Source organism: bacterium, assembly GCA_035307765.1.
Lineage (GTDB): Bacteria > Sysuimicrobiota > Sysuimicrobiia > Sysuimicrobiales > Segetimicrobiaceae > Segetimicrobium.
The window spans coordinates 74,407-93,840 of the sequence record DATGHU010000023.1 but is presented as its reverse complement, the minus strand read 5'-3'; the positions used below and the strand labels follow the sequence as shown (position 1 = coordinate 93,840).

The 19,434-nt window shown below is 68.9% G+C and carries 23 protein-coding genes and 1 tRNA gene; 1 reads left to right on the top strand and 23 read right to left on the bottom strand.

Features of this window, described 5'->3' with window-relative positions; translation table 11 throughout:
- Positions 1-532: 532 nt before the first annotated feature.
- The 9 genes from VKV57_07360 to rplU form a co-directional block, all read right to left on the bottom strand.
- Positions 533-1,627 (bottom strand): sensor domain-containing diguanylate cyclase, encoded by a 1,095-nt coding sequence (locus tag VKV57_07360; GenBank protein HLW59729.1) that lies wholly within the window; start codon positions 1,625-1,627, stop codon positions 533-535.
- A 267-nt stretch (positions 1,628-1,894) separates the two neighbouring features.
- Complete coding sequence (locus VKV57_07355) at positions 1,895-2,422, bottom strand: hypothetical protein (GenBank protein ID HLW59728.1); 528 nt, start codon at positions 2,420-2,422, stop codon at positions 1,895-1,897.
- A 38-nt stretch (positions 2,423-2,460) separates the two neighbouring features.
- Positions 2,461-2,676 (bottom strand): hypothetical protein, encoded by a 216-nt coding sequence (locus VKV57_07350; GenBank protein HLW59727.1) that lies wholly within the window; start codon positions 2,674-2,676, stop codon positions 2,461-2,463.
- 176 nt (positions 2,677-2,852) lie between these two features.
- Positions 2,853-2,927: transfer RNA gene (locus tag VKV57_07345), tRNA-Ala, on the bottom strand.
- 132 nt (positions 2,928-3,059) lie between these two features.
- Positions 3,060-3,377 carry a ribosome silencing factor gene (gene rsfS, locus VKV57_07340; protein ID HLW59726.1) on the bottom strand — a complete coding sequence of 106 codons (318 nt, stop codon included), beginning with the start codon at positions 3,375-3,377 and terminating at the stop codon, positions 3,060-3,062.
- Positions 3,378-3,497: 120 nt separating this feature from the next.
- Positions 3,498-4,142 (bottom strand): nicotinate-nucleotide adenylyltransferase, encoded by a 645-nt coding sequence (nadD, locus tag VKV57_07335; GenBank protein HLW59725.1) that lies wholly within the window; start codon positions 4,140-4,142, stop codon positions 3,498-3,500.
- Entirely contained in the window at positions 4,135-5,235 is a 1,101-nt protein-coding gene (obgE, locus tag VKV57_07330) for a GTPase ObgE (GenBank protein ID HLW59724.1), read from the bottom strand. Before obgE ends, nadD begins: the two co-directional genes overlap by 8 nt.
- A gap of 45 nt (positions 5,236-5,280) precedes the next feature.
- On the bottom strand, positions 5,281-5,541 hold the full coding sequence (rpmA, locus tag VKV57_07325; protein HLW59723.1) for a 50S ribosomal protein L27: 261 nt from the start codon (positions 5,539-5,541) through the stop codon (positions 5,281-5,283).
- Positions 5,531-5,863 carry a 50S ribosomal protein L21 gene (rplU, locus tag VKV57_07320; protein HLW59722.1) on the bottom strand — a complete coding sequence of 111 codons (333 nt, stop codon included), beginning with the start codon at positions 5,861-5,863 and terminating at the stop codon, positions 5,531-5,533. Before rplU ends, rpmA begins: the two co-directional genes overlap by 11 nt.
- 153 nt (positions 5,864-6,016) lie before the next feature.
- Here rplU and VKV57_07315 point away from each other — a divergent pair, with 153 nt between their 5' ends.
- On the top strand, positions 6,017-7,342 hold the full coding sequence (locus VKV57_07315) for an ISNCY family transposase (protein HLW59721.1): 1,326 nt from the start codon (positions 6,017-6,019) through the stop codon (positions 7,340-7,342).
- A 30-nt stretch (positions 7,343-7,372) separates the two neighbouring features.
- On the opposite strand, the gene VKV57_07310 is transcribed toward VKV57_07315, so the two are convergent.
- The 14 genes from VKV57_07310 to VKV57_07245 all read right to left on the bottom strand — a co-directional run bounded on the left by VKV57_07310 (position 7,373) and on the right by VKV57_07245 (position 19,434).
- The gene (locus tag VKV57_07310; GenBank protein ID HLW59720.1) at positions 7,373-9,124 is read right to left on the bottom strand and encodes an Rne/Rng family ribonuclease; all 1,752 of its coding nucleotides are present in this window, start codon (positions 9,122-9,124) and stop codon (positions 7,373-7,375) included.
- A 7-nt stretch (positions 9,125-9,131) separates the two neighbouring features.
- Positions 9,132-10,343: a rod shape-determining protein RodA gene (gene rodA, locus VKV57_07305; GenBank protein HLW59719.1), complete on the bottom strand. Its 1,212-nt coding sequence runs from the start codon at positions 10,341-10,343 to the stop codon at positions 9,132-9,134.
- Complete coding sequence (mrdA, locus tag VKV57_07300; protein ID HLW59718.1) at positions 10,340-12,106, bottom strand: penicillin-binding protein 2; 1,767 nt, start codon at positions 12,104-12,106, stop codon at positions 10,340-10,342. The genes rodA and mrdA overlap by 4 nt, the downstream gene beginning before the upstream one ends.
- 14 nt (positions 12,107-12,120) lie before the next feature.
- Complete coding sequence (gene mreD / locus VKV57_07295; protein ID HLW59717.1) at positions 12,121-12,627, bottom strand: rod shape-determining protein MreD; 507 nt, start codon at positions 12,625-12,627, stop codon at positions 12,121-12,123.
- Positions 12,624-13,463 (bottom strand): rod shape-determining protein MreC, encoded by an 840-nt coding sequence (mreC, locus tag VKV57_07290; GenBank protein ID HLW59716.1) that lies wholly within the window; start codon positions 13,461-13,463, stop codon positions 12,624-12,626. Before mreC ends, mreD begins: the two co-directional genes overlap by 4 nt.
- A gap of 8 nt (positions 13,464-13,471) precedes the next feature.
- Complete coding sequence (locus VKV57_07285; protein ID HLW59715.1) at positions 13,472-14,509, bottom strand: rod shape-determining protein; 1,038 nt, start codon at positions 14,507-14,509, stop codon at positions 13,472-13,474.
- Entirely contained in the window at positions 14,506-15,204 is a 699-nt protein-coding gene (gene radC, locus VKV57_07280; GenBank protein HLW59714.1) for a DNA repair protein RadC, read from the bottom strand. The genes VKV57_07285 and radC overlap by 4 nt, the downstream gene beginning before the upstream one ends.
- Before the next feature lie 299 nt (positions 15,205-15,503).
- On the bottom strand, positions 15,504-15,773 hold the full coding sequence (locus VKV57_07275) for a DUF4321 domain-containing protein (protein HLW59713.1): 270 nt from the start codon (positions 15,771-15,773) through the stop codon (positions 15,504-15,506).
- Between the two features lie 131 nt (positions 15,774-15,904).
- Positions 15,905-16,087, bottom strand: coding sequence for a twin-arginine translocase TatA/TatE family subunit (gene tatA, locus VKV57_07270; GenBank protein HLW59712.1), 183 nt, complete (start codon positions 16,085-16,087; stop codon positions 15,905-15,907).
- Positions 16,088-16,260: 173 nt separating this feature from the next.
- The gene (locus VKV57_07265; GenBank protein HLW59711.1) at positions 16,261-17,295 is read right to left on the bottom strand and encodes a polyprenyl synthetase family protein; all 1,035 of its coding nucleotides are present in this window, start codon (positions 17,293-17,295) and stop codon (positions 16,261-16,263) included.
- A 106-nt stretch (positions 17,296-17,401) separates the two neighbouring features.
- Positions 17,402-17,536, bottom strand: a complete 135-nt coding sequence (locus tag VKV57_07260; GenBank protein HLW59710.1) for a hypothetical protein — start codon at positions 17,534-17,536, stop codon at positions 17,402-17,404.
- Complete coding sequence (locus tag VKV57_07255; protein ID HLW59709.1) at positions 17,536-18,084, bottom strand: hydrogenase iron-sulfur subunit; 549 nt, start codon at positions 18,082-18,084, stop codon at positions 17,536-17,538. The genes VKV57_07260 and VKV57_07255 overlap by 1 nt, the downstream gene beginning before the upstream one ends.
- Positions 18,072-19,247, bottom strand: coding sequence for a cytochrome b N-terminal domain-containing protein (locus tag VKV57_07250; protein ID HLW59708.1), 1,176 nt, complete (start codon positions 19,245-19,247; stop codon positions 18,072-18,074). The genes VKV57_07255 and VKV57_07250 overlap by 13 nt, the downstream gene beginning before the upstream one ends.
- A complete protein-coding gene (locus tag VKV57_07245) occupies positions 19,240-19,434 on the bottom strand; it encodes a hypothetical protein (protein ID HLW59707.1) in 195 nt (64 codons plus the stop codon). Before VKV57_07245 ends, VKV57_07250 begins: the two co-directional genes overlap by 8 nt.

Sequence of the window (19,434 nt, the reverse complement as noted above, 5' to 3'; positions counted from 1 at the left end):
GCACGGGCAGTACGCGAGTGTTCATCCCCAATTACTTGACAACTCCCCGACAGAGCTCCAAGTCTTCGCGCCGCTCGTGATGCTCGCGGTTCGCCAGCCGGTGAATCCGCCGTTTGGTCCTTCGAGTCTTCGGCGCTCAGCGAGCGTTGCCCTTGGGCCGTGCGGAGGGCGTCACCGACGTCACCTGCTACCTCGGCGAACAGGTGGGCGCGGGGCTCGGGCTGAGGCAGGCCTGCGGATTGGGGTGTCTAAAGTGAGGTTAGATCCGAGGTTTCCCGAACGCCGACCCCCGAACGAGTTCGATGATGACTCCTCCGACCAAGAGGCTTCCGAGGAGCAGTAGAGCGATATAGCCGCGTCGTTTTGTCATCGCCATCACACCAATGTGTGTGCCCGAATCCCACGGCGCTGAGACGCCAGGGAATCATCGGCGGCCGTGGAGCGACGGGTGGGCGCGGCCTCCGCGGGCGCGGCCCGTTGACCTGCACTCCGGCTGGCTAACGGTCCCGTCCCAATCAGGCTGAGGATTGCATCACCGCGTGTGGCGCAGGCGGGTACGCCGCAGAGATCCTTTTTGGGGCCCATGCCCCTTGGCGGGTTGAGCATGGGGCTGCTCGCGTTTTTTCGCATACAGCCGGGCGTCGGCCGCGCGGATCAGTCCCAGCGGGTCATCGCTGTCATCCGGCCAGGCGGCGATGCCCCACGACAGGGTGAGCAGGACGCTGCCTCCTGTCTCCCCAACAGAAATTTCCTGCCGCATCAACCGACGGAGAACGGTTTCGCCCAGGGTGGCGGCAGTATCCGGGAACAAGAACACGAACTCATCGCCGCCAAACCGCGCCGCCAGATCGTACGCGCGAATGCTCCGCTTGAACGTGCCGGCGATCTTGATGAGCGCCGCATCCCCGACGGCATGCCCGTAGGTATCATTGATCTCTTTGAACCCGTCCACATCAACCAAGGCCAGGCTGAACGAGCGGCCGGCGCGGCGACTGCGGTCCAATTCCGATTCCAGGCGGGTGATGAACGCACGCCGATTGGAGAGGCCCGTCAGCGTGTCCGTCGCGGCGAGCACGCGGAATTGCTCGTGCAGGCGCGCCACTTCAAAGGCTCCGGTCAGATACCGAGCCACGACCGTGAGCAGGTCAAGCTCGCCCTGGGTGAACGCCGCGACCGCGCTGCGGTGAGCGCTCAACACTCCAATCGGCCGGCCGTGGACAATCAGGGGTGCGTAAATCCCCGATCGCACCCGAACGTCACGCCGGAACACTCGAAGGTCGGCCTGCATATCGGGAACGTAGAGGGGCCCGGCGGCGTCCATGACCGCCCAGTGGAGGCCGTGCCCCCGAGGAATGACCAACCCCCGGAAGTCAACCCGCAGGCCGGCGGCGCCCACGACCGTGATGCAATCCCCGGCGCGCTCGTCGAGGAGCCCGATCGTGCACGAATCGAACCCCACCTGTGCCCGCAGGGACTCCAGGACTCGATCGACAAGTTGGTTGAGGTTGAGCACTGCCGTGAATTCGCTGGCGAGGCTCGCCAGGAATGCGAGCGCCTTATCCGGCCGTCTCGGGTGCGACCTCCGGGCGGGCGTTGTGCTGCGCGTGTCGTTCGTCGTCTTCCGCATGAAGCGTCACAGGCCTCGTCACCTATCGTGCCCGCGAGCGCGTGGCCTTAGACACGCCGTGCGGGGACTCCGACGAGGACATCCGGCCGGGCGGCGGGAGCCGTGTGGGCGATGCCCGGGATACGGAACGGTTCGCCGCGACTCGGGACCGCGCCCAAGTGCGCGAGGCGTTCGCGACTCGGGGCGGCGGGTGAGGGTGAGGGAAAACAGGCCGCTCGGGACGGCTGGCCGCATCCTGACGGGAAGTGCGTTTCGGGGAGTCGGGCCTCACCGCAGCGAATCGAGCCACCGACGGGCGTCCCCCCGCGACCGCAGCCGGACCCAGTGCGGCGCCATCAGGGATTCATGCTCCGAACGCCGCTGGCGATAGGTGCGCCAAGCCCAGCGAATGGGGTGCTCGGGATCGAGCCACGCGCGGATGTCTTCACGATTGCCGTGCCAGAGCTCTTCCCCGGTGGCGGCGCGCAGCATTGACCTCCAGATCACCTGCGCCATCACTACCGGCCTGGGAGGATCGACCCACACCACCGTCGTGGCCCGGGCCCAAACCAGATCGCGAACATCCCGGTAGTTCCCGTCGATCACCCAGCCGTCCCCCGCAACCAGTTCGGCGACCGTGCGGCGAAACTCGGACAGCGGGATCGGGGTCCAGTTGGGGCCGTGATATATGGCGTCCAGCTCGATATAGGGAGCTCGGAGATGCTTAGCGGCCGCGCGGGCGATGGTGGATTTCCCCGCCCCCGACACACCGACCACCGATAGGCGGGTCGTCGACCGGGGGGTCTCCACCCTCACGCCCGTTGAGCCCTAGGCCCCCGACGAGCAGGATCCCCCTACGGATCGTCGTAGCGATCGTATCCGGAAGGGTCTTTCACGATCTTCGCGGGTTTTTCGCCGAGCACCTTCTTCAAAAGGTCCAGGGCATTCCGCTGGGACTCGTCCGCGCTTTCTTCCATCGCTTTCCCCGCCTCTGCGAACGTCTTGCGCGTAATCGACTTCCCCGTCGGCTCGGCCCCAGCGTGCCCGACTCCCATCGGATTGTCCGGCATCTTGCATCCGCAGTTGAAACACATGCTCCGCTCACCCCCCCTCGTCTCCGCATGTCGCCACAAGAACGCCCGTCGCGCCGACGGTCCGGGAACACGGCACCGCCTCTGCACGGCTGCACGGTGGTCGCAGCCCTGTGCGGTCCGTCCTCGGAAGCGTGGGCGCGAAGGTGTGGGGTTGGTGGAGCTGGTGGGAATTGAACCCACGGCCTCCTCTACGCCAAAGAGGCGCTCTCCCGCTGAGCTACAGCCCCACGACGAACTCCAGCGACGTTCCGTATTATACCGGATCGCAGACCCGACGACAACGAGATCGCCGGGCGATCGGATGAGGCCCTCAGCTGGGGCGACATTCGCCGCGAACGCCGACGGCGAGCTCGGGCTCGCTAACGTTCCACGATCGGGGCATCACCCCACAGCCGCTCGAGGTCATAGTACTGACGGTCCACGGGCGCGAAGATGTGCACCACGACATCGCCGAAATCAAGGAGGACCCACCGGCCGTCCTCCCGCCCCTCGCCTCGACTCGGCCGCTCGCCGACCGCGCGCAGGGTCTCCTCCACCGCCTCGGTGATGGCCTTGATCTGGATCCGGTTGGTGCCGCTGGCGATCACGAAGAAGTCGGTCACCGGCGTGTGCTCCTGGACATCCAGGACCACGACGTGCTCCGCGAACTTGGATTCGGCGGCGCTGGCCGCCAGCAACGCCTTTCTCCTCGACTCCACTAACGCCCCACCGCGGATTCGCGCCGCATGCGCACCCCTCTCACCGTGCGGAACGGGCCGCGGCCCCGGTCATCTTGAACCCTGCGGGGTAAGGGACCACTACGAACCCCGCCGGCGGGCCTTGACGGGGGCGGCCACGTACAGTCGGTGTTTGGCGATATACTCCTCCACCGCCTCGGGCAGCAGGTACTTGATCGGCCGGCCATCGCGCACGCGCGCTCGGATGTCGGTGCTGCTGATGGCCATGGCGGGGATCTCCATCGTGTGGACGTTGCGAAGCCGTTCGCCCAGGCGGTGGTTGGCCGACGACCACGCCGACGAGTCCACGTCGTAACCCGGCCGGCTCGCGGCGATGAACTGGCACAGTCCCAGCAGTTGGTCGGTATCGCGCCATTCGCCGTGGAGGATCTGTTGCAGCGCATCCGCCCCGGTGATGTAGTAGAGGTCGTCCTCGGGGTGCGTGCGGCGCAACTCGCGGATCGTGTCGATCGCGTATGACGGTCCCGACCGATCGATCTCGATCCGCGACACCGTGAAGAGCGCGTTGGTCACCGTGGCCAGAACCGTCATCAGGTAGCGGTCCTCGGGGTCCGACACTTCGCGGGCGTCCTTGTGCGGCGGATGCCGGTTGGGGACGAAGATCACCTGCGCCAGCCCGAACTGCCAGCGCGCCTCCCCCGCCGTGACGAGGTGGCCGTAGTGAATCGGATCGAATGTCCCCCCCATCAGACCGATCTTACTCATGCCCGCCTCCGGAATTCCCGTGCTCGACGAAGGGCCGTCCCGCCGACTTCTCGGCCCCCCGCAGCGCCTCCTCCGGAATCGGCCGGGGGTGAGCGCGAAGCACGGCCGTGATGGCCTGGAGGAGCGCCGGGATCCCTTCGCCCGTCGCCGCCGAGATCGGCACCCCGGTCTGCCCGCGGCGTGTCAGGAAGATCGCGAAGGCCGCCCAGCGCGCCCGGGCCTCCGGCAGATCGATCTTGTTGCCGGCCACAATCGTCGGGCGGCCTGCCAGGGGCGTGGAGTGCAGGGTCAGCTCCCGCTCCACGGTTTCCAGCTGCAGGCGCGGATTCTCGCCGGCGAGGTCGACGACGTGCACGAGCACCCGGGTCCGTTCGATGTGGCGGAGGAATTCGTGCCCGAGCCCCACCCCCCGGTGCGCCCCCTCGATCAGCCCGGGGATGTCTGCCACCACGATCCCCGGCGCGTCCGGCAGCGGCACGACACCCAGCATCGGCTCGGTCGTGGTGAAAGGATAGTCCGCCACCTTGGGCCGGGCCGCAGAGATCCGGGCGAGCAGCGAGGATTTCCCCGCGTTCGGCAACCCCACCAACCCGACGTCGGCCAGCAGCTGCAACTCCAGACGCAGCCAGCGGTTCCCGCCGATCCCCCCCGGTTCGGCCTCGCGGGGCGCACGGTGCGTGGGGGTGGCGAAGTGCGCGTTCCCCCTCCCGCCGCGGCCGCCCCCGGCGGCGACGAATCGCTGGCCCGGCGCCACCAGATCCGCCAAGCGCTCTCCCGTCGCGTCGTCGAGCACCACCGTGCCCACCGGCACCGAGATGAACCGGTCCTCCGCCGAGCGCCCGGCGCGCCCGCTCCCCTCTCCGTGCGCGCCGCGGGGTGCGCGGAACTCGCGGCGGTAGCGAAACGGCAGCAGGGTGTTCAGATCGGGATCCGCCACAAGGATCACGTCCCCGCCCCGGCCGCCGTCACCGCCGGACGGCCCCCCCTTCGGGACAAATTTCTCCCGCCGAAAGGCGACGCAGCCGTTTCCGCCGTTGCCGGCTTCGACATGGATGCGGGCGAGGTCGATGAACATCGCGAGGTCGAGAATCAAAAAACCCCGGGCCGGACGACCCGGGGCATCGTTCGCCGCAGACCCCTACGACCCAGCGGGCTGCACCGAGATCTGCCGCCGGTCGCGCCCGCGCCGCTCGAACCGGACGACGCCGCTGGCGAGGGCAAACAGCGTGTCGTCTCGCCCCCGCCCCACATTGACCCCGGGCAGGTAGTGGGTGCCGCGCTGCCGGACCAAGACGCTGCCGGCGGTGACCTCCTGGCCGGCAAACCGCTTGATGCCCAACCGCTGGGCGTTGCTGTCCCGCCCGTTGCGCGAACTGCTGCCGCCCTTCTTATGCGCCACGGGACGCCCCCTCCGAGTCGATCCGCTCGACGCGCACCCGGCTGAACGGCTGCCGGTGCCCGACCTTGCGCCGGTAGTGCTTCTTCGGGCGAAACTTCCCGACGAGGAGCTTGCGGGTCCGCGCGTGCCCGAGAACGGTCGCGGTCACGCGGGCTCCGGGGACGGTCGGCACCCCGACCGTGACCTGCTCCCCGTCCACCAGCATCAGCACCCGCCCCAGGGTGATCTCGGCGCCGCGCTCGTCCGACAGGCGATCGACCTCAACCACCTGTCCCGGCTCCACCCGGAGCTGCTTGCCGCCGCTCTCGATGACTGCGTACATCGCTCACCCCTCGCCAAACCCACGAAATCGTAGCACGGGACCCGGGGGGTGTCAACGCTCCTCCGCGTGCGTGTAATAGCTCAATGATTCTGTCACCCCCTTACAGATCAATGATTCTGTCACCCTGGGAGCATGAACAGGGGGAGAGTCACCTTGAGCAAGAGAGAGCAGCAACGAGCCCATATCCTGGTCCAGGTCGTCGAGGGGCACCTCCCGGTGCCTGACGCGGCCCGCCTCCTGGGCCTCTCGTTCCGTCACCTCCGGCGCCTGCTGGCGAAGGTCCGCCTGGCCGGCCCGGCGGCGCTCGCCCATGGCAACCGCGGACGGGCCTCCCCCCGCCGCCTCGCCGAGGCCATTCGGACGCAGGTCCTCACGCTGGCCCGCACGCACTACGCTGGCGCGAACGATCACCACCTCACCGAGCTCCTCCGGGAGCACGAGGGCCTCAGCCTGTCCCGGCCCACCGTGCAGCGCCTGCTGCGCCAGGCGGGCATCGGGAGCCCCCGCACCCGGCGAGCGCCCAAACATCGCCGCCGCCGCGAGCGGATGCCGCAAGCCGGTCTGCTCGTCCAGATGGACGGTAGCGACCATCCCTGGCTCGAGGATCGCGGCCCGCGCCTCGTCCTCCTCGCCGCCATCGACGATGCCACCGGCGAGGTGCTGGCGGGCGTCTTTCGCCCCACGGAGGATACCCACGGCTATTTCCTGCTGCTGCGCCAGCTCATCCGCCGCTATGGCCTGCCCGCCGCGGCCTACACGGATCGGCATGGCATCTTTCATCGCGATCCGCGCACGCCGCACGGCCTGGCGGAGCAGCTCGAGGGCGAGGTCGCCTCGACCCAGGTCGGACGCGCGCTCCAGGAACTCGGCATCCGCTGGATCCCTGCCGCCTCGCCGCAAGGTACGGGCCGCGTGGAGCGGCTCTTTGGCACCTTTCAGGATCGGCTGGTCGTCGAACTCCGCCTCGCGCAGGCGCGGACCCTCCCCCAGGCCCAGCGCGTCTTTGACCGCTTCCGCCCCCGCTACAACGCGCGCTTCGCCCGTCTGCCCGCCCAGCCGGAGCCCGCGTGGCGGCCGGCGCCCGCCGACCTCACGCGCATCTGCTGCTTCAAGTATCGACGCACCGTCGCCCACGACAACACCGTGCAGCTCAACGGCGGCCTCCTTCAGGTCCTTCCCGGCCCAGGCGGGCGCAGCTACACCGGCGCGCGGGTCGATGTCCACGCCTTCCTCGACGGCACGCTCGCCATCTACCATCAGGGCCAGCGGCTCAGCGCCAAGCGGCTCCCGCTTGGACACCGGCCCTTCAGGATGACCCAAGATCGATGCGCGGAATCCGGACCGTCCCCGAATACCCTCCCGCCGAACGGGGACGCGCAGCCAGGTCGTCCCCCACGCATCCCGGCACCCGATCACCCGTGGCGACGGCCGCTGCTGGCCGCGGCTCGGCGACAGCAGCTCCAGATCCCAAGAGGGTGACATTTTCATTTATCCGTTAAGGGGACAGGATCATTGATCCACGACACGCTCCTCCGCGTGCGTCCGCTCGTCGCGCCACAGCCGGGGGGCGGCGCGGCGCGGGGGCAGCACCCCGCCCCACCACGTGCGCAGCCTTGCCAGGAGCCCGCGTCGGGGAGCCGCGCCGCGTGAGGCGGTGCCGTTCTCGTCGGGCAGATCCAGCACCTCGCCCCGGCTCGGCTCCATCCACACCGGCCCGCCCCTCCCGTTCAGCGAGGAAGCGGCCTCGCGTTCGGCCGCCTCGGCGGAGACGGCACTCACGACGTTCACCCGCTCCAGGTGCACGCCGGGCTGCGCGCGGACCAGCACGACCTTCCCGGATTCCCGCTCCAGCGCCTCCCGCCACCGCGCGTCTTCGTCGAGGCAGGTCGCGACCTCGGGGTGCACCTGCGCCAGCAGGACGGCCGCGCGGGATCCCTGCGCCAGGCGCACCAGTTCACGGCGAACCCGCACGGCGACGCTCTGCGCGGAGAGTACCCGACCCCGCCCTTCGCAGTACGGGCAGGGCATGCGCATGATCTCCTCAAGGTTCTGGTAGACGCGCTTCCGAGTGATCTCGACCAGCCCCAGCCCGGTCAGGTCGATGATGTGGATCTTGGTCCGGTCCCGCTTCACCGCCTCCTGGAGCGCCGCGAGCACCCGGCGCCGGTGCTTCTCGGATTCCATGTCGATAAAGTCGATGAGGATAATGCCGCCGATGTCGCGCAGGCGGATCTGGCGCGCCGCCTCAACGGCCGCCTCGAGGTTGGTCCGCAGGATCGTGCTCGGTTGGTCGGTCTTCCCGACATACTTCCCGGTGTTGACATCGATCATCGTCGCCGCCTCGGTCCGGTCGAAGACGAGGTAGCCGCCGCTGCGCAACCAGACCTTCCGGTGCAGCGCGCGCTCGATCTCCCGGTCCACCCCGTTGGCCTCGAAGATCGGTTCGGGACCGCGGTGAAGCTGGACGCGCTCCAGCAGGCTCGCGGGAAACACAGCGAGGAGGTCCCGGATCCGGTTCAGCTCGGCCGCGGAATCCACCACAAACCGCTCCACCTCGCCGGTGAAGAGATCGCGGACGACCCGACCGGTCAGCCCCAGGTCCTGGTAGAGGAGGACCGGGGCCCGCGCCGTCCGGGCGCGGTCGGTCACACCCTGCCAGAGCTGGACGAGAAACCGCAGGTCGTCGGCCAGTTCCCGCTCGGCCATCCCCTCCGCTGCCGTCCGCACGATTAGGCCCATCCGGTCGCCCGTCCCGGCCCTGACGGGGCGGAGCCGCTCGGCCAGCCCGCGGAGGCGCCGCCGCTCCGGCTCGTGCTCGATGCGCCGGCTGACGCCGATCCCCGAGACGGTGGGCATGAGCACGACGTAGTGCCCGGGGAGCGCGACGTACGTTGTGGCCCGCGCGCCCTTGCTCCCGCGGGGCTCCTTGGTCACCTGCAGGAGGATCTCCTGGCCGACCCGCAGGCGCTCGGCGATGGGACCGCGGCCGATCTGATCCTCCAACTCTTCGCCCCCCTGCCCGTCGGTGGGAGCGATGCGCTGGGAGCGAATATCGGCCAGGGGCAGGAAGGCGTTGCGCTCCAGGCCGATATCGACGAATGCGGCTTCCATTCCCGGGAGCACGCTGGCGACCCGGCCCTTGTAGATGTTCCCGGCAAGCGGCGCCCCCCGCTCGACCAGGAATCCGGTGAGGACGCCGTCCTCCACGACGGCCACACGCACCTCGAGCGGATCCACACTCGCTAGGATCTCCTTCCCCATCCTCGACTCACTCCTCCGGACGCTCCGGCCGGCCCACGAGGCGGATGACCCGCACGGGGCTCGCCGGCGATGCGTCAAATCCGATGCCGGTTTTTTGGTGGCGCATCCCGACGTTCAGCAGGATCGCCGTCGCCCAGACCATGGCCATCAGCGCGCTGCCGCCGTAACTGATGAACGGCAGTGGGATGCCGGTGATCGGCATGATCCCCACGGTCATGCCCACGTTCACGAACACGTGGAACGCGACCATGGAGACGATCCCCACCGCGACCAGGCCGCCGAACCGATCGCGGGCCACGGCGGCGATGTGCAGCCCGCGCCAGACGAAGAGCAAGAACAGCCCCAGCAGCAGCATCGACCCGACGAACCCGACTTCCTCGCCGATCACCGAGAAGATGAAGTCGGTGTGGTGCTCGGGGACGAACCGCAGCACGCCCTGGGTGCCCTCGAACAATCCCTTCCCCCACACCAGGCCACTGCCCACCGCGATCTTCGATTGGATGATCCCGTACCCCGAGCCCAGCGGGTCGAGGCTGGGGTGGACGAAGGCGAGCAGCCGGCGGCGCTGATATTCCTTGAGCAGGTGCCAGAAGATCGGAGCGACCACCAACGCCGCCCCGCCCAGGGTGGCGAGGTCCCGCCGCCGCGCCCCCGCCGCGTAGAGCATGCCGACGAAGATGGCGCCGTAGACCAGCGCCGTCCCCAGGTCGGGCTGTTTGAAGATCAGCACCATCGGCACGGCCACGTGCCCGAGGAACGGGAGAAGGCTCCACACGGAGCGGTAGGGCCCCGGGCGGTCGGCCATGTGCTTGGCGAGCGTGAGGACGATGACAATCTTGGCCATCTCCGACGGCTGAAATTGCCCGAGCGGGCCGAGGGGGATCCAGCGTTGCGCGCCGAGGCTGGTGCGCCCGGCGACCAGCACGGCGGCGAGCAGGAGCAGGTTGAGCACGTAGAGCGCGCGGGCGCCCGACGCGAACACCCGGTAGTCGACCACAAGCAAGAGAAGGCCGATCGCCACGCCGACCGCGAGGTGAAGCCCCTGGCTGCGCACGTACAGGAACGGCAGGGACGAGACGTGGGTACTGCTGTAGACCATCACCAGCCCGAACCCCACCAAAGCGACCACGGCACCGAGGAGCAGCACGTCGAGGTGGCGGAGGAACCGGCGGGGCCCCGCCGGGGCCGGGAGGGGGGCGCCGGCCAGCGCGGTGCTCACGGCTTGGGGGCTCCGGGGGTCGGTTCCGGGATCCCGAACGCCGCCTCGAATACGCGCTTCACGATCGGCGCGGCGAACTCCGCGCCGAACCCGACATTCTCGACGATGGCCACGACCACGAGCTGCGGGTGGTCGGCGGGAGCGTACCCGGCGAACCAGGCGTGGGGTTTGCCGTGCGGGTTCTCCGCGGTCCCGGTCTTCCCGGCGATCGCCAGCCCCGGGATCTGGATCGACGCCGCGGTGCCGCGGCTGACCACGGCCGCGAGGCCGGCGCGAAGCACGGCCCACGTCTCAGGGCGCAGGCGGATTTCCCCTCCCGCCGGGGGCGCGATCCGCGCCACGACCCGGCCCTTGGGCGCCACGACCTCGGTGGCCAGGTGCGGGGTGACGAGGGTGCCGCCGTTCGCGACCGCCGCGAGCAGGCGCGCCACCTGGATCGGGGTGGCGAGTACGTACCCCTGCCCGACCGCGGTGTTCAGGGTATCGCCGGCGAACCACATCTGCTTCCACACCCGTCGCTTCCAGTCCGGGTCGGGCACGACGCCGGCGCTTTCCTGGACCAGGTCGATCCCGGTCGCCTGGCCCAGCGCGTACATCCGGGCGTACTGGGCGAGGTGCTCGGGCCCCACGGGGCGGGCGACGGTCCAGAACACCACGTTGCACGATTGGGCGATGCCCTCGAGAAAGTTGATGTTGCCGTGGGCCTCATGGTCGTGAAAGATGTGGCCGCCGAGGTTGTAGAATCCGGGGCAGTAAAATCGACTGTCCGCCTGCACCAACCCCAGCTCCAGCGCGGCCGTCGCGGTCACGATCTTGAACACCGAACCCATGGGGTAGCCCCCCTGGGTCGACCGGTCGAGCAGCGGTTGGAGCGGATCGTGCAACAATCGGTTCCAGTTGGTCGTGGTGATCCCGGTGGCGAAGAGGTTGGGGTCGAACGCCGGATGGCTGGCCAGCGCGACGATCGTGCCGTCGCGGGGGTCCATCGCCACGACCGCGCCCACGCGGGATCCCAGGGCATCCTCCGCGGCTTTCTGAACGTCGAGATCGATGCCCAGCTTGAGGTTGTCGCCCGGTTGGGACGGAATCGTCGCCAGCACCCGGAGCGGATGGCCCTGCGCGTCCACCTCGGCCTGGATCTGGCCGTTTCGACCCTTCAGGTAACGGTCGTAGATCCGCTCCACGCCGTCCTTGCCGATCAACTCTCCGACCTCGTACCCGCGCGGTCGCAGCGACTCAAGCTCGCGGTCGTTGATCTCCCCAAGGTACCCGAGCAGGTGAGCGGCCAGCACCCCGTAGGGATAGTCTCGAACCGGCTCAACCTGGACCAGCACCCCGGGCAGGTCCATCCGATCTTCCTCGAGCGCGGCGATGACTTCTTTCGGCACGTCGCGCTTCAGGCGCACCGGCTCGAAGGGCCGCCCGCGCGCCTCGGCCAGCTTGGCGGCGACCTCGGCGGGGGTCATTCCCAGCCGGCGGCCGATCTCCGGGATGACCTGCTCGGGATGGCGAAGCTCCATGGGAAGGAGGGACACGGTGAAGGCGGGCCGGTTGAGCGTCAGCGGCCGCCCCTGACGGTCGAGAATTTGGCCGCGCGGCGCCTCGACCGGGCTGACCCGGATCCGGTTTTCTTCCGACAGTCGGAGAAAATACTCGCCCTGGACGATCTGGATCTGCCAAAGGCGAAGGGCCAGCACGACCAACAACCCGCTGATCACCGCGAACAGCACGGCGAGGCGGTGCTCAAAAAGGTCTCGGTCCATCCTCGGGACGACCCCTACCGGGACTCCTCGTGGCGCTGGCCCAGAATCCCATCGAGGTGGTGGAGTCCGTAGAAAATTGGCACGGCAATAACGCCATTATAGCACGCGGCGGCGACCCCCACCCGGATCACGTCGAGAATCGGGGCCTGCAGGAGTCCCACCAGATGCGCCGCGCCGGCCCACACCACCATCCGGATCGCGCTCAGCACCACCGCGGCGAGAGCCGGCAGCCAGATGTATTCCATATAGATGACGCGCTCCCCCAGCCCCGCGGCGAACCCCACGCAGAGACCGGCCAGCATTCCGAGCCCTAGCGGCACCCCGGTGGCGACGTCCTGAAGCAGCCCCACCCCCGCACCGAAGATCGCGCCTTCTTCGGACCCGTGGAAGAGCCCCACGACCATCACGACCACGAGCACCGGGTCCGGCGCGGCCCCGGCGATGTTGACGCGGGTCAGCCACGTCGTCTGCAAGGCGAGCCCCGCGGCGACGAGCACCGCGTAGGCACCGTACCTGATCACGGAGACCCCGGTGAGGCGCTCGTGACCAGGATGAGCATCTCTTCAAGGTGATTGAGGTCGGCGTCCGGCCGGACGAGGGCTTCTTGGAACAGGTCCCCCTCCGTGCGCGTCACGCCCACGATCGTCCCGACCGGCAGGCCTCGCGGGTAAATTTCTCCCAACCCCGCCGTCACGATTGGGTCGCCCGGCCTGATCTCGGCGTCCCGAGACAGGTATTTGACCCGGAGGATCGGTCCCGCCTGACCTTCCGCCACCCCGGCATCGCGGGAAGACCCGACAAACACCCCGACCGCGCTGCGGGGGTCGAGGATCAGGAGCACCCTGGCCCACGAGCCTCCCGTTTCGATCACCCGACCCACCAGCCCTTCGCTGGTGACGACCGGATCGTTTCGGCGAATGCCGGCGGCGGGCCCTCGGTCGACCAGCACGGTGTTGAACCACTGGCTGGGATCGCGCCCGATCACCCGCACGGCGACCGTGCGGTACGGCTGCTCCTTGAACGCCAGAAGCTTGCGCAGCCGCACGGCCTCTTGGGCGGCCTCGTGGAGCTGGGCGCTCTCCGAGCGGAGTTGCGCCACCTCCGCGCGCAGCCGCGCGTTCTCACTGCGCAGCGTGCCGATCTCCGTCAGCAGGACCCAGCTCCCGCCGACCGCGTCGCTCACTCGGGAGAGGCCGGCGGTGACCGGTGCCAGCACCGCCTCGACCCCCCGGCCCAACCACCCGGCCCGCCGCTTGTCGGGGGTGCGAACCTGTTCGGTGAGCACCCCGAGGGCCAGGATGCACAGCACAACGAACAGGACGAATCGCCGACGGCGGCCGAACCCCTCAGACAGCACAACGACTCCTAGAACCGCTTGCTGGAGATGAACACCTTCTTCAGCGTCTCGATCTCCTCGAGCGCCTTGCCGGTGCCGAGCACGACGCTGCTCAGCGGATCCTCCGTCAGCGTCACCGGCATCCCGGTCTCCTCGGCGAGCAGCCGATCGAGGCCGCGGAGCAGCGACCCGCCGCCGGCCATCACGATCCCCCGATCGACGATGTCGGCGGCGAGCTCGGGGGGCGTCCGCTCGAGCGTCATCTTCACGGCCTCGACGATCCCCGCGATCGGCTCCGCCATCGCCTCCCGAATCTCCGTGCTGGTCATCCGCACCGTTCGGGGCAGGCCCGACACCAGGTCACGGCCGCGCACCTCGATCGTTTGTTCCTCGCGCTGAGGGAACGCCGACCCCACGGCGATCTTGATGTCCTCGGAGGTGCGCTCCCCGATCAGCAAATTATAGGCCTTGCGCGAGTACTGGATGATCGCCTCGTCCATTTCGTCTCCCGCGATGCGGAGGCTGCGCGCGGTCACGATCCCACCGAGGGCGATCACGGCGACCTCCGTCGTGCCGCCACCGATGTCCACCACCATGCTGCCGATGGGATCCGACACCGGCAGCCCCGCCCCGATCGCCGCGGCCATCGGCTGTTCGATCAGATAGGCTTCGCGGGCGCCGGCCTGAAGCGTCGCGTCGATCACGGCTCGCTTCTCCACCTCCGTGACGCCGCTGGGGATGCCCACGACGACCCGCGGCCGCAAGAAGCTGCGGCCCCGCAGCCCATGGCGGATGAAGTAGGTCAGCATGGCGGCGGTGGTGTCGAAGTCCGCGATCACGCCGTCGCGCAGCGGGCGGGTGGCCACGATGTCGCCCGGGGTGCGGCCGATCATCTTCTTCGCCTCGTCCCCCACCGCCAGGATCTCGCCCCCGTCCACGCGCTTCGCCACGACCGAGGGCTCGCGCAGCACGATGCCCTCGTGCCGCACGTACACGAGAGTATTGGCGGTGCCGAGGTCCACGCCCATGTCCCGGCTGAACCGGTTCAGCAGCCCGTTGAAGATCATCCCTCCACGCTCCTCTCGGGTTCCTCCTCGAACATGCCCCGCTCCCGGAGGCTGACGTACCGACCATCTCCGATCACCAGATGATCAATGATAGGTATGCCCATTAGCCGCCCCGCGCGGCGGAGGCGCGCTGTGAGCGCGACATCCGCCCGGCTGGGAGTGGGATCCCCGGAGGGATGATTGTGGATGAGGACCAGCCCGGCGGCCCCGCGCTTCACGGCCGCCTTGAATACCTCCCGCGGGTCGACCGGGGTGCTCGCCAATCCCCCCGCCGACACCTCCGCGCGGCCGAGGACTTCGTTTTTCGTGTTCAGGAGCAGCACCCAGAACCGCTCGGTCTCCTGGAACCTCAACGCCGGCATCACGAGCTGAGCGACATCGGCTGCGGTGCGGATGGCCTGGCGGACGTGGGGAGGGAGGTTGCCGAGGCGCCGCCCGACCTCGAACGCCGCCAGCAGGTGCAGCGCCTTGACCGGTCCCACGCCCGGCGTCGTGCACAACTCCCCCGGGGTGGCCGAGGCGAGCCGATCCAGGGTCTCGTACCGGCACAGCAGCTCCGTGGCCACGTCGAGGGCGCTGCGTCCGGACGACCCCGTGCGCAGCAGCACCGCGATCAACTCCGCGGAACTGAGCGCCGCACTCCCGTCGGTGAGCAGCCGCTCCCGCGGTCGCAGTTCGACGGGGAGATCTTTCATTCGCGGGACCCTCCGCGGCGGAGAATTTCCGGCGAGAGGGTCAGAGGGTACGGGCATCCCACCGTTCCGGGGTGTCGACGGACGCAAACCGAGAAGCGGCCGGCGGAGGGGGAAGGACGCCGGTCCGTGCGACGACACGCGCACCCGATTTCCGGAGCATCTCGGGACCGGTGGACACCAGGAGGTTCCCCCAGCGACGGGCCGTCCCCTCGGAGTCGGCCAAGGACGTGGCGGAGACACCAACCGCGCGCACGGCGCCGTGCGCCGCTCCCACGTCTCGCCCTTGTTGACCGTCGCGGTCAAAGCATCCGAAACACGTACGCGGCTACCAGTATACCAAGGACGATCGCGAGGTTCAACCGAACCACGAATCCGATCGTGAGGGTGAAAACGTGCAGGTCAACGACGACCGGCGGGGTGACTCCGATGCTGATCGATCGGGCCAGCCACGAGAGGTAGGTGAACTGCCCGACCGCGTTGGCCAGCACGCTGCCGAGCATCGCGCCCGCGATGATGATCACCACCAAGATCCACCACGGATTCCTCCCGCGCTTGGGCGTCTTGGCCACCCCTCACCTCCGCCAGCCCGCCTCGGGCCGACCCGACCTCGGCGAGCCCGACGCAAAAAAAGAGCGGCCGCCGGCCGCTCCCCTCTCCCGCGCCTCTGGCGCGCCCCGTGCGCCGGGGCGCCGCCGGAGGATCAGCCTTTCTCTCCGCTGCCCTTATCCGGAGTGACCGGCTTTGGTTCCTCGGGCTTGGTGGCCTCGCGGAACTCCCGCATCGCCTTCCCCACCGCCCCGCCCAGACCGGCGAGGCGGCTGGGGCCGAAGACCAGGATGATGATCGCCAGAATGATGATCAGTTCCCAAAACTTCCCCGTCATACGGCACCTCCGGGCTCATTATACACGCAAGCGCCCGAGGGCGCTACGGAGTTCCCCCCCCGGCGCGGGTTCCGGGGCGGCATCCAGCCCGATCAGCGCCCACGGGCAGAACCCGGGCCCGCCGGGGAGCCTGCGGGGCGACCGTCTCCCCGGGGGCATCAGCTCCCGACGGGCTAATGGCTCCGCACCGTGACGAACTCGACCAGTGCCTCCAGGCTCTCCCGGGCGGCCGAGGCCCTGAGCCGGGTCAGGCTCACCGCGGCGTGCTCGGCACGGCGGCGGGCGACCTCGAAGGCGTGGTCGATCGCGCCGCACCGGGCCAGGATCGCCGCCACCTCCCCCATCGCCTCGGGTGCCCGATCGCCGTCGCCGCTCCCCAGAATCTCCTCAAGGCGGCGCCGGTCGTTCTGGGGGGCGACGGTGAGCGCGTGGATGATCGGCAGCGTCACCTTGCCCGTCTGGATGTCGCTGCCGATCGGTTTCCCGACCTGCTCCGCGGTGGCGGTCAAGTCCAACGCGTCGTCGGTGATCTGGAACGCCATCCCCCACTCCAAGCCAAACGTCGTCAGCGCCGTCGTCTCCGCTTCGGTGGCCCCGGCGGTCAGCGCACCGCACCGGCAGGCGGCGCTGAAGAGGTGCGCCGTCTTCCCGGCGATGATGTCGAAGTAGATCGCCTCATCGGTGTGAGGCGTATTCCCGTACTTGATCTGCTTGATCTCCGACTGGCTCATCTTCACCGTGGCCGCCGCCATCGCGGCGGCGAGGGAGGCGTCCTGCAGCCGCGACAGCAAGTGGAACGCCTTGCTGAACAGATAGTCCCCCAAGAGCACGGCGACCTGGTTGCCCCAAATCGCGTTCACGGAAGCCTGCCCCCGCCGGAGGTCGGCGGCGTCGATCACATCGTCGTGAATCAGGGAGGCGACGTGGATCAGTTCGGTGGCGGCGGCAACCTCCAGCCGGGCACCGGCGTCGTCCGCACGGGCGGGGACTCCGTCCGTTCCCCCCACCCCGATATTCGGAGGAATGGCGCGGCAGGAGAGCGCGCTGAGGCACACCAGAGCGGGCCGGAGGAACTTGCCGCGGGTCTTGAGGACGTGGGCCACCAGCTCGCCGACAAAGGGATCATCGGCCGACAGCTCGTCTCTGAGGAGCCGCCCCAGCGAGTCCAGGTCATCGCGCACGGGAGCATAGATCGAGGTGAGATCCATGAGCGGTGTGTTTCTCGTCAGCCCGGGGGTTCTCCTGGAGTGGCGACGCCGCGCCGGGGAGAGAAAGACGGTCGCCGCCCCGCCCCACCGGGGCGGGGCGGCGATGTTACGCCTCCGCCACGATGCCGTAGAGCGAGATGAAGAACAGCGTGCCGAAGAGGAGTAGCCAAAAGATGAGGTACTTCCATTGGACCGCGGCCGATCGCCTCCTGGCCTGACCGGACGGCGTGCGCTCCGCCATCACGCGCCCTCCTCCCCACCCGCGTCGGAGCGGCGCGCGGCGGGGGGTTGTCCGGGGGCGCCGGCGCGCGCCGCCGGGCGCGCGGGGGGCGTGACGGGGCCGGGCAGGCCGGCCACGCGGTCGCTGAACTCCCGAACGGCGGTGACGAACTCGGCCTGGGCGTGCAGTCCGAAATACATCGTCGCCACCCGGTCCGGGTGGATCTTTTGCCGTTCGAGCCGCCGGCGCATCTGGAGAACCCGGTCGCCGATCAAGTTGTTCCCGAACCGGTTGAAGCAGTCCCCGAGCGGACACCCGCAGACGAACGCTCCCTCCGCGCCGTTCCGCAGCGCGAACTCCAGCCACGCCGGCCGGATGAACCCCGAGCACATCACCCTGATCAACGTGACGTTGGGAAGATCGCGCATCGTCCCGTCCTCGCGGATTAACCCCTCCGCGCTCACCGCCCAGTCGCAGAGGAAGCCGACGATCTTGGGACGGTGGGAGGACGTCCCCGGCGGGGTCCCCGCCCCGGGGGCGGGCTTCTGGGTCGACCCTAGCTCCGGCATGCGGCCAGCACCTTTTCGTGGACGTCCGATTCCAGGTAGTGGGGCAGTTCCAGCGCTTCAAAGGGACACGCACCGATGCAGATCCCGCACTCCACGCACCGCGACTCCAGGACGATGGCCAGGAGCTTCCGGGCCTGGGCCGCCTTCGTCACGCCGGGATGCGGGGTGGGGACCATGACGATCGCGTCGTACGGGCAGTCGTAGTAGCAGAGCTCGCACCCCGTGCAGTTGGCGTCGATGACCTGCGCCACCCCGGAGTCCCGCATCCCCAGCTCCCGCTCGGTCTCGGGCAGCTGGTACGGGATGTACAGCCCGTAGGCGACGATGACGACGGCGAGCAGGATCAGCCCGAGCGACGGGAGGTATTGAAGGCTCGCGTACGGGAGGAGGAAGAACCAGTCGAGCGCGAGGCGGGAAGGCGTGGACCCCGCCGAGGCCGAAGGCTGGCTGACCGCGGGGACCAACCCGGTAAGAAGCAGGATCAGCCCCACCGAGAACAGCGTCCATACCGCCGGCGGCCAGACCTTGGGGTGGCGGATGCGCACGTAGTGCCACCACAGCAGGACGTACAGCGCGGTCGCCGGGCCAACGTGGAGGAACAGCATCCGCGGCAGGAGCAGGTTGGTCACCCCCTCCCCCCCGAACAGGACGGAGCGCAGCCATCCGCCCACCCACGGCACCGACCCCAACGCGTTCCCCGTCATCGCCACGATCAACTCGCTGCGCTGGTCCCAGACCAACACGTACCCGGTCACGCCGATGAAGCCGGCGAAGACGAGCAGCATCATGCCGCTGATCCACGGTTCATCGCGGGAGAACCGGAATCGCTCCGTGAACCAGTTCCGGAAGAAATGGAGCAGGATGACGATGATGAACCCATCGGCGGCGTAGCGGTGAATGCCGCGGATGATCTGTCCGTACGGCACCTGGGCGGGCGGCGGCAGCTGATCGGAGATGTACTGCACCGAGGTGTAGGCGTCGTTGAAGGACGGCACGTAGTAGAAGAACAGGAAGATCCCGGAGAGCACCAGGACCGTGAGGAAGAGGTTGGACAGCCCTCCCGTATAGTACAGGGGATTGAAATCCTCCGGGTAGACACGGTTGATGGCCACGTCGAGTTTCAACGTCCACCGCAGGAGGCGCGCCAGGAGCCGCTTATACACCCGTAAACCCTCCCTTGCGCAGGAACAACAGGATGAAGGAGTACGCGAGCAGCACGACGCCGATCAGCCCCCCGGTGACGAGACGATGGCTGGTCAGTTCACCCCACACCATCCCGACGACGCAGACCAGGCTGACGACAGCGAGAACGGCGATCCACGTCCCGTACCCCGCCGTCCGATCGTCCAC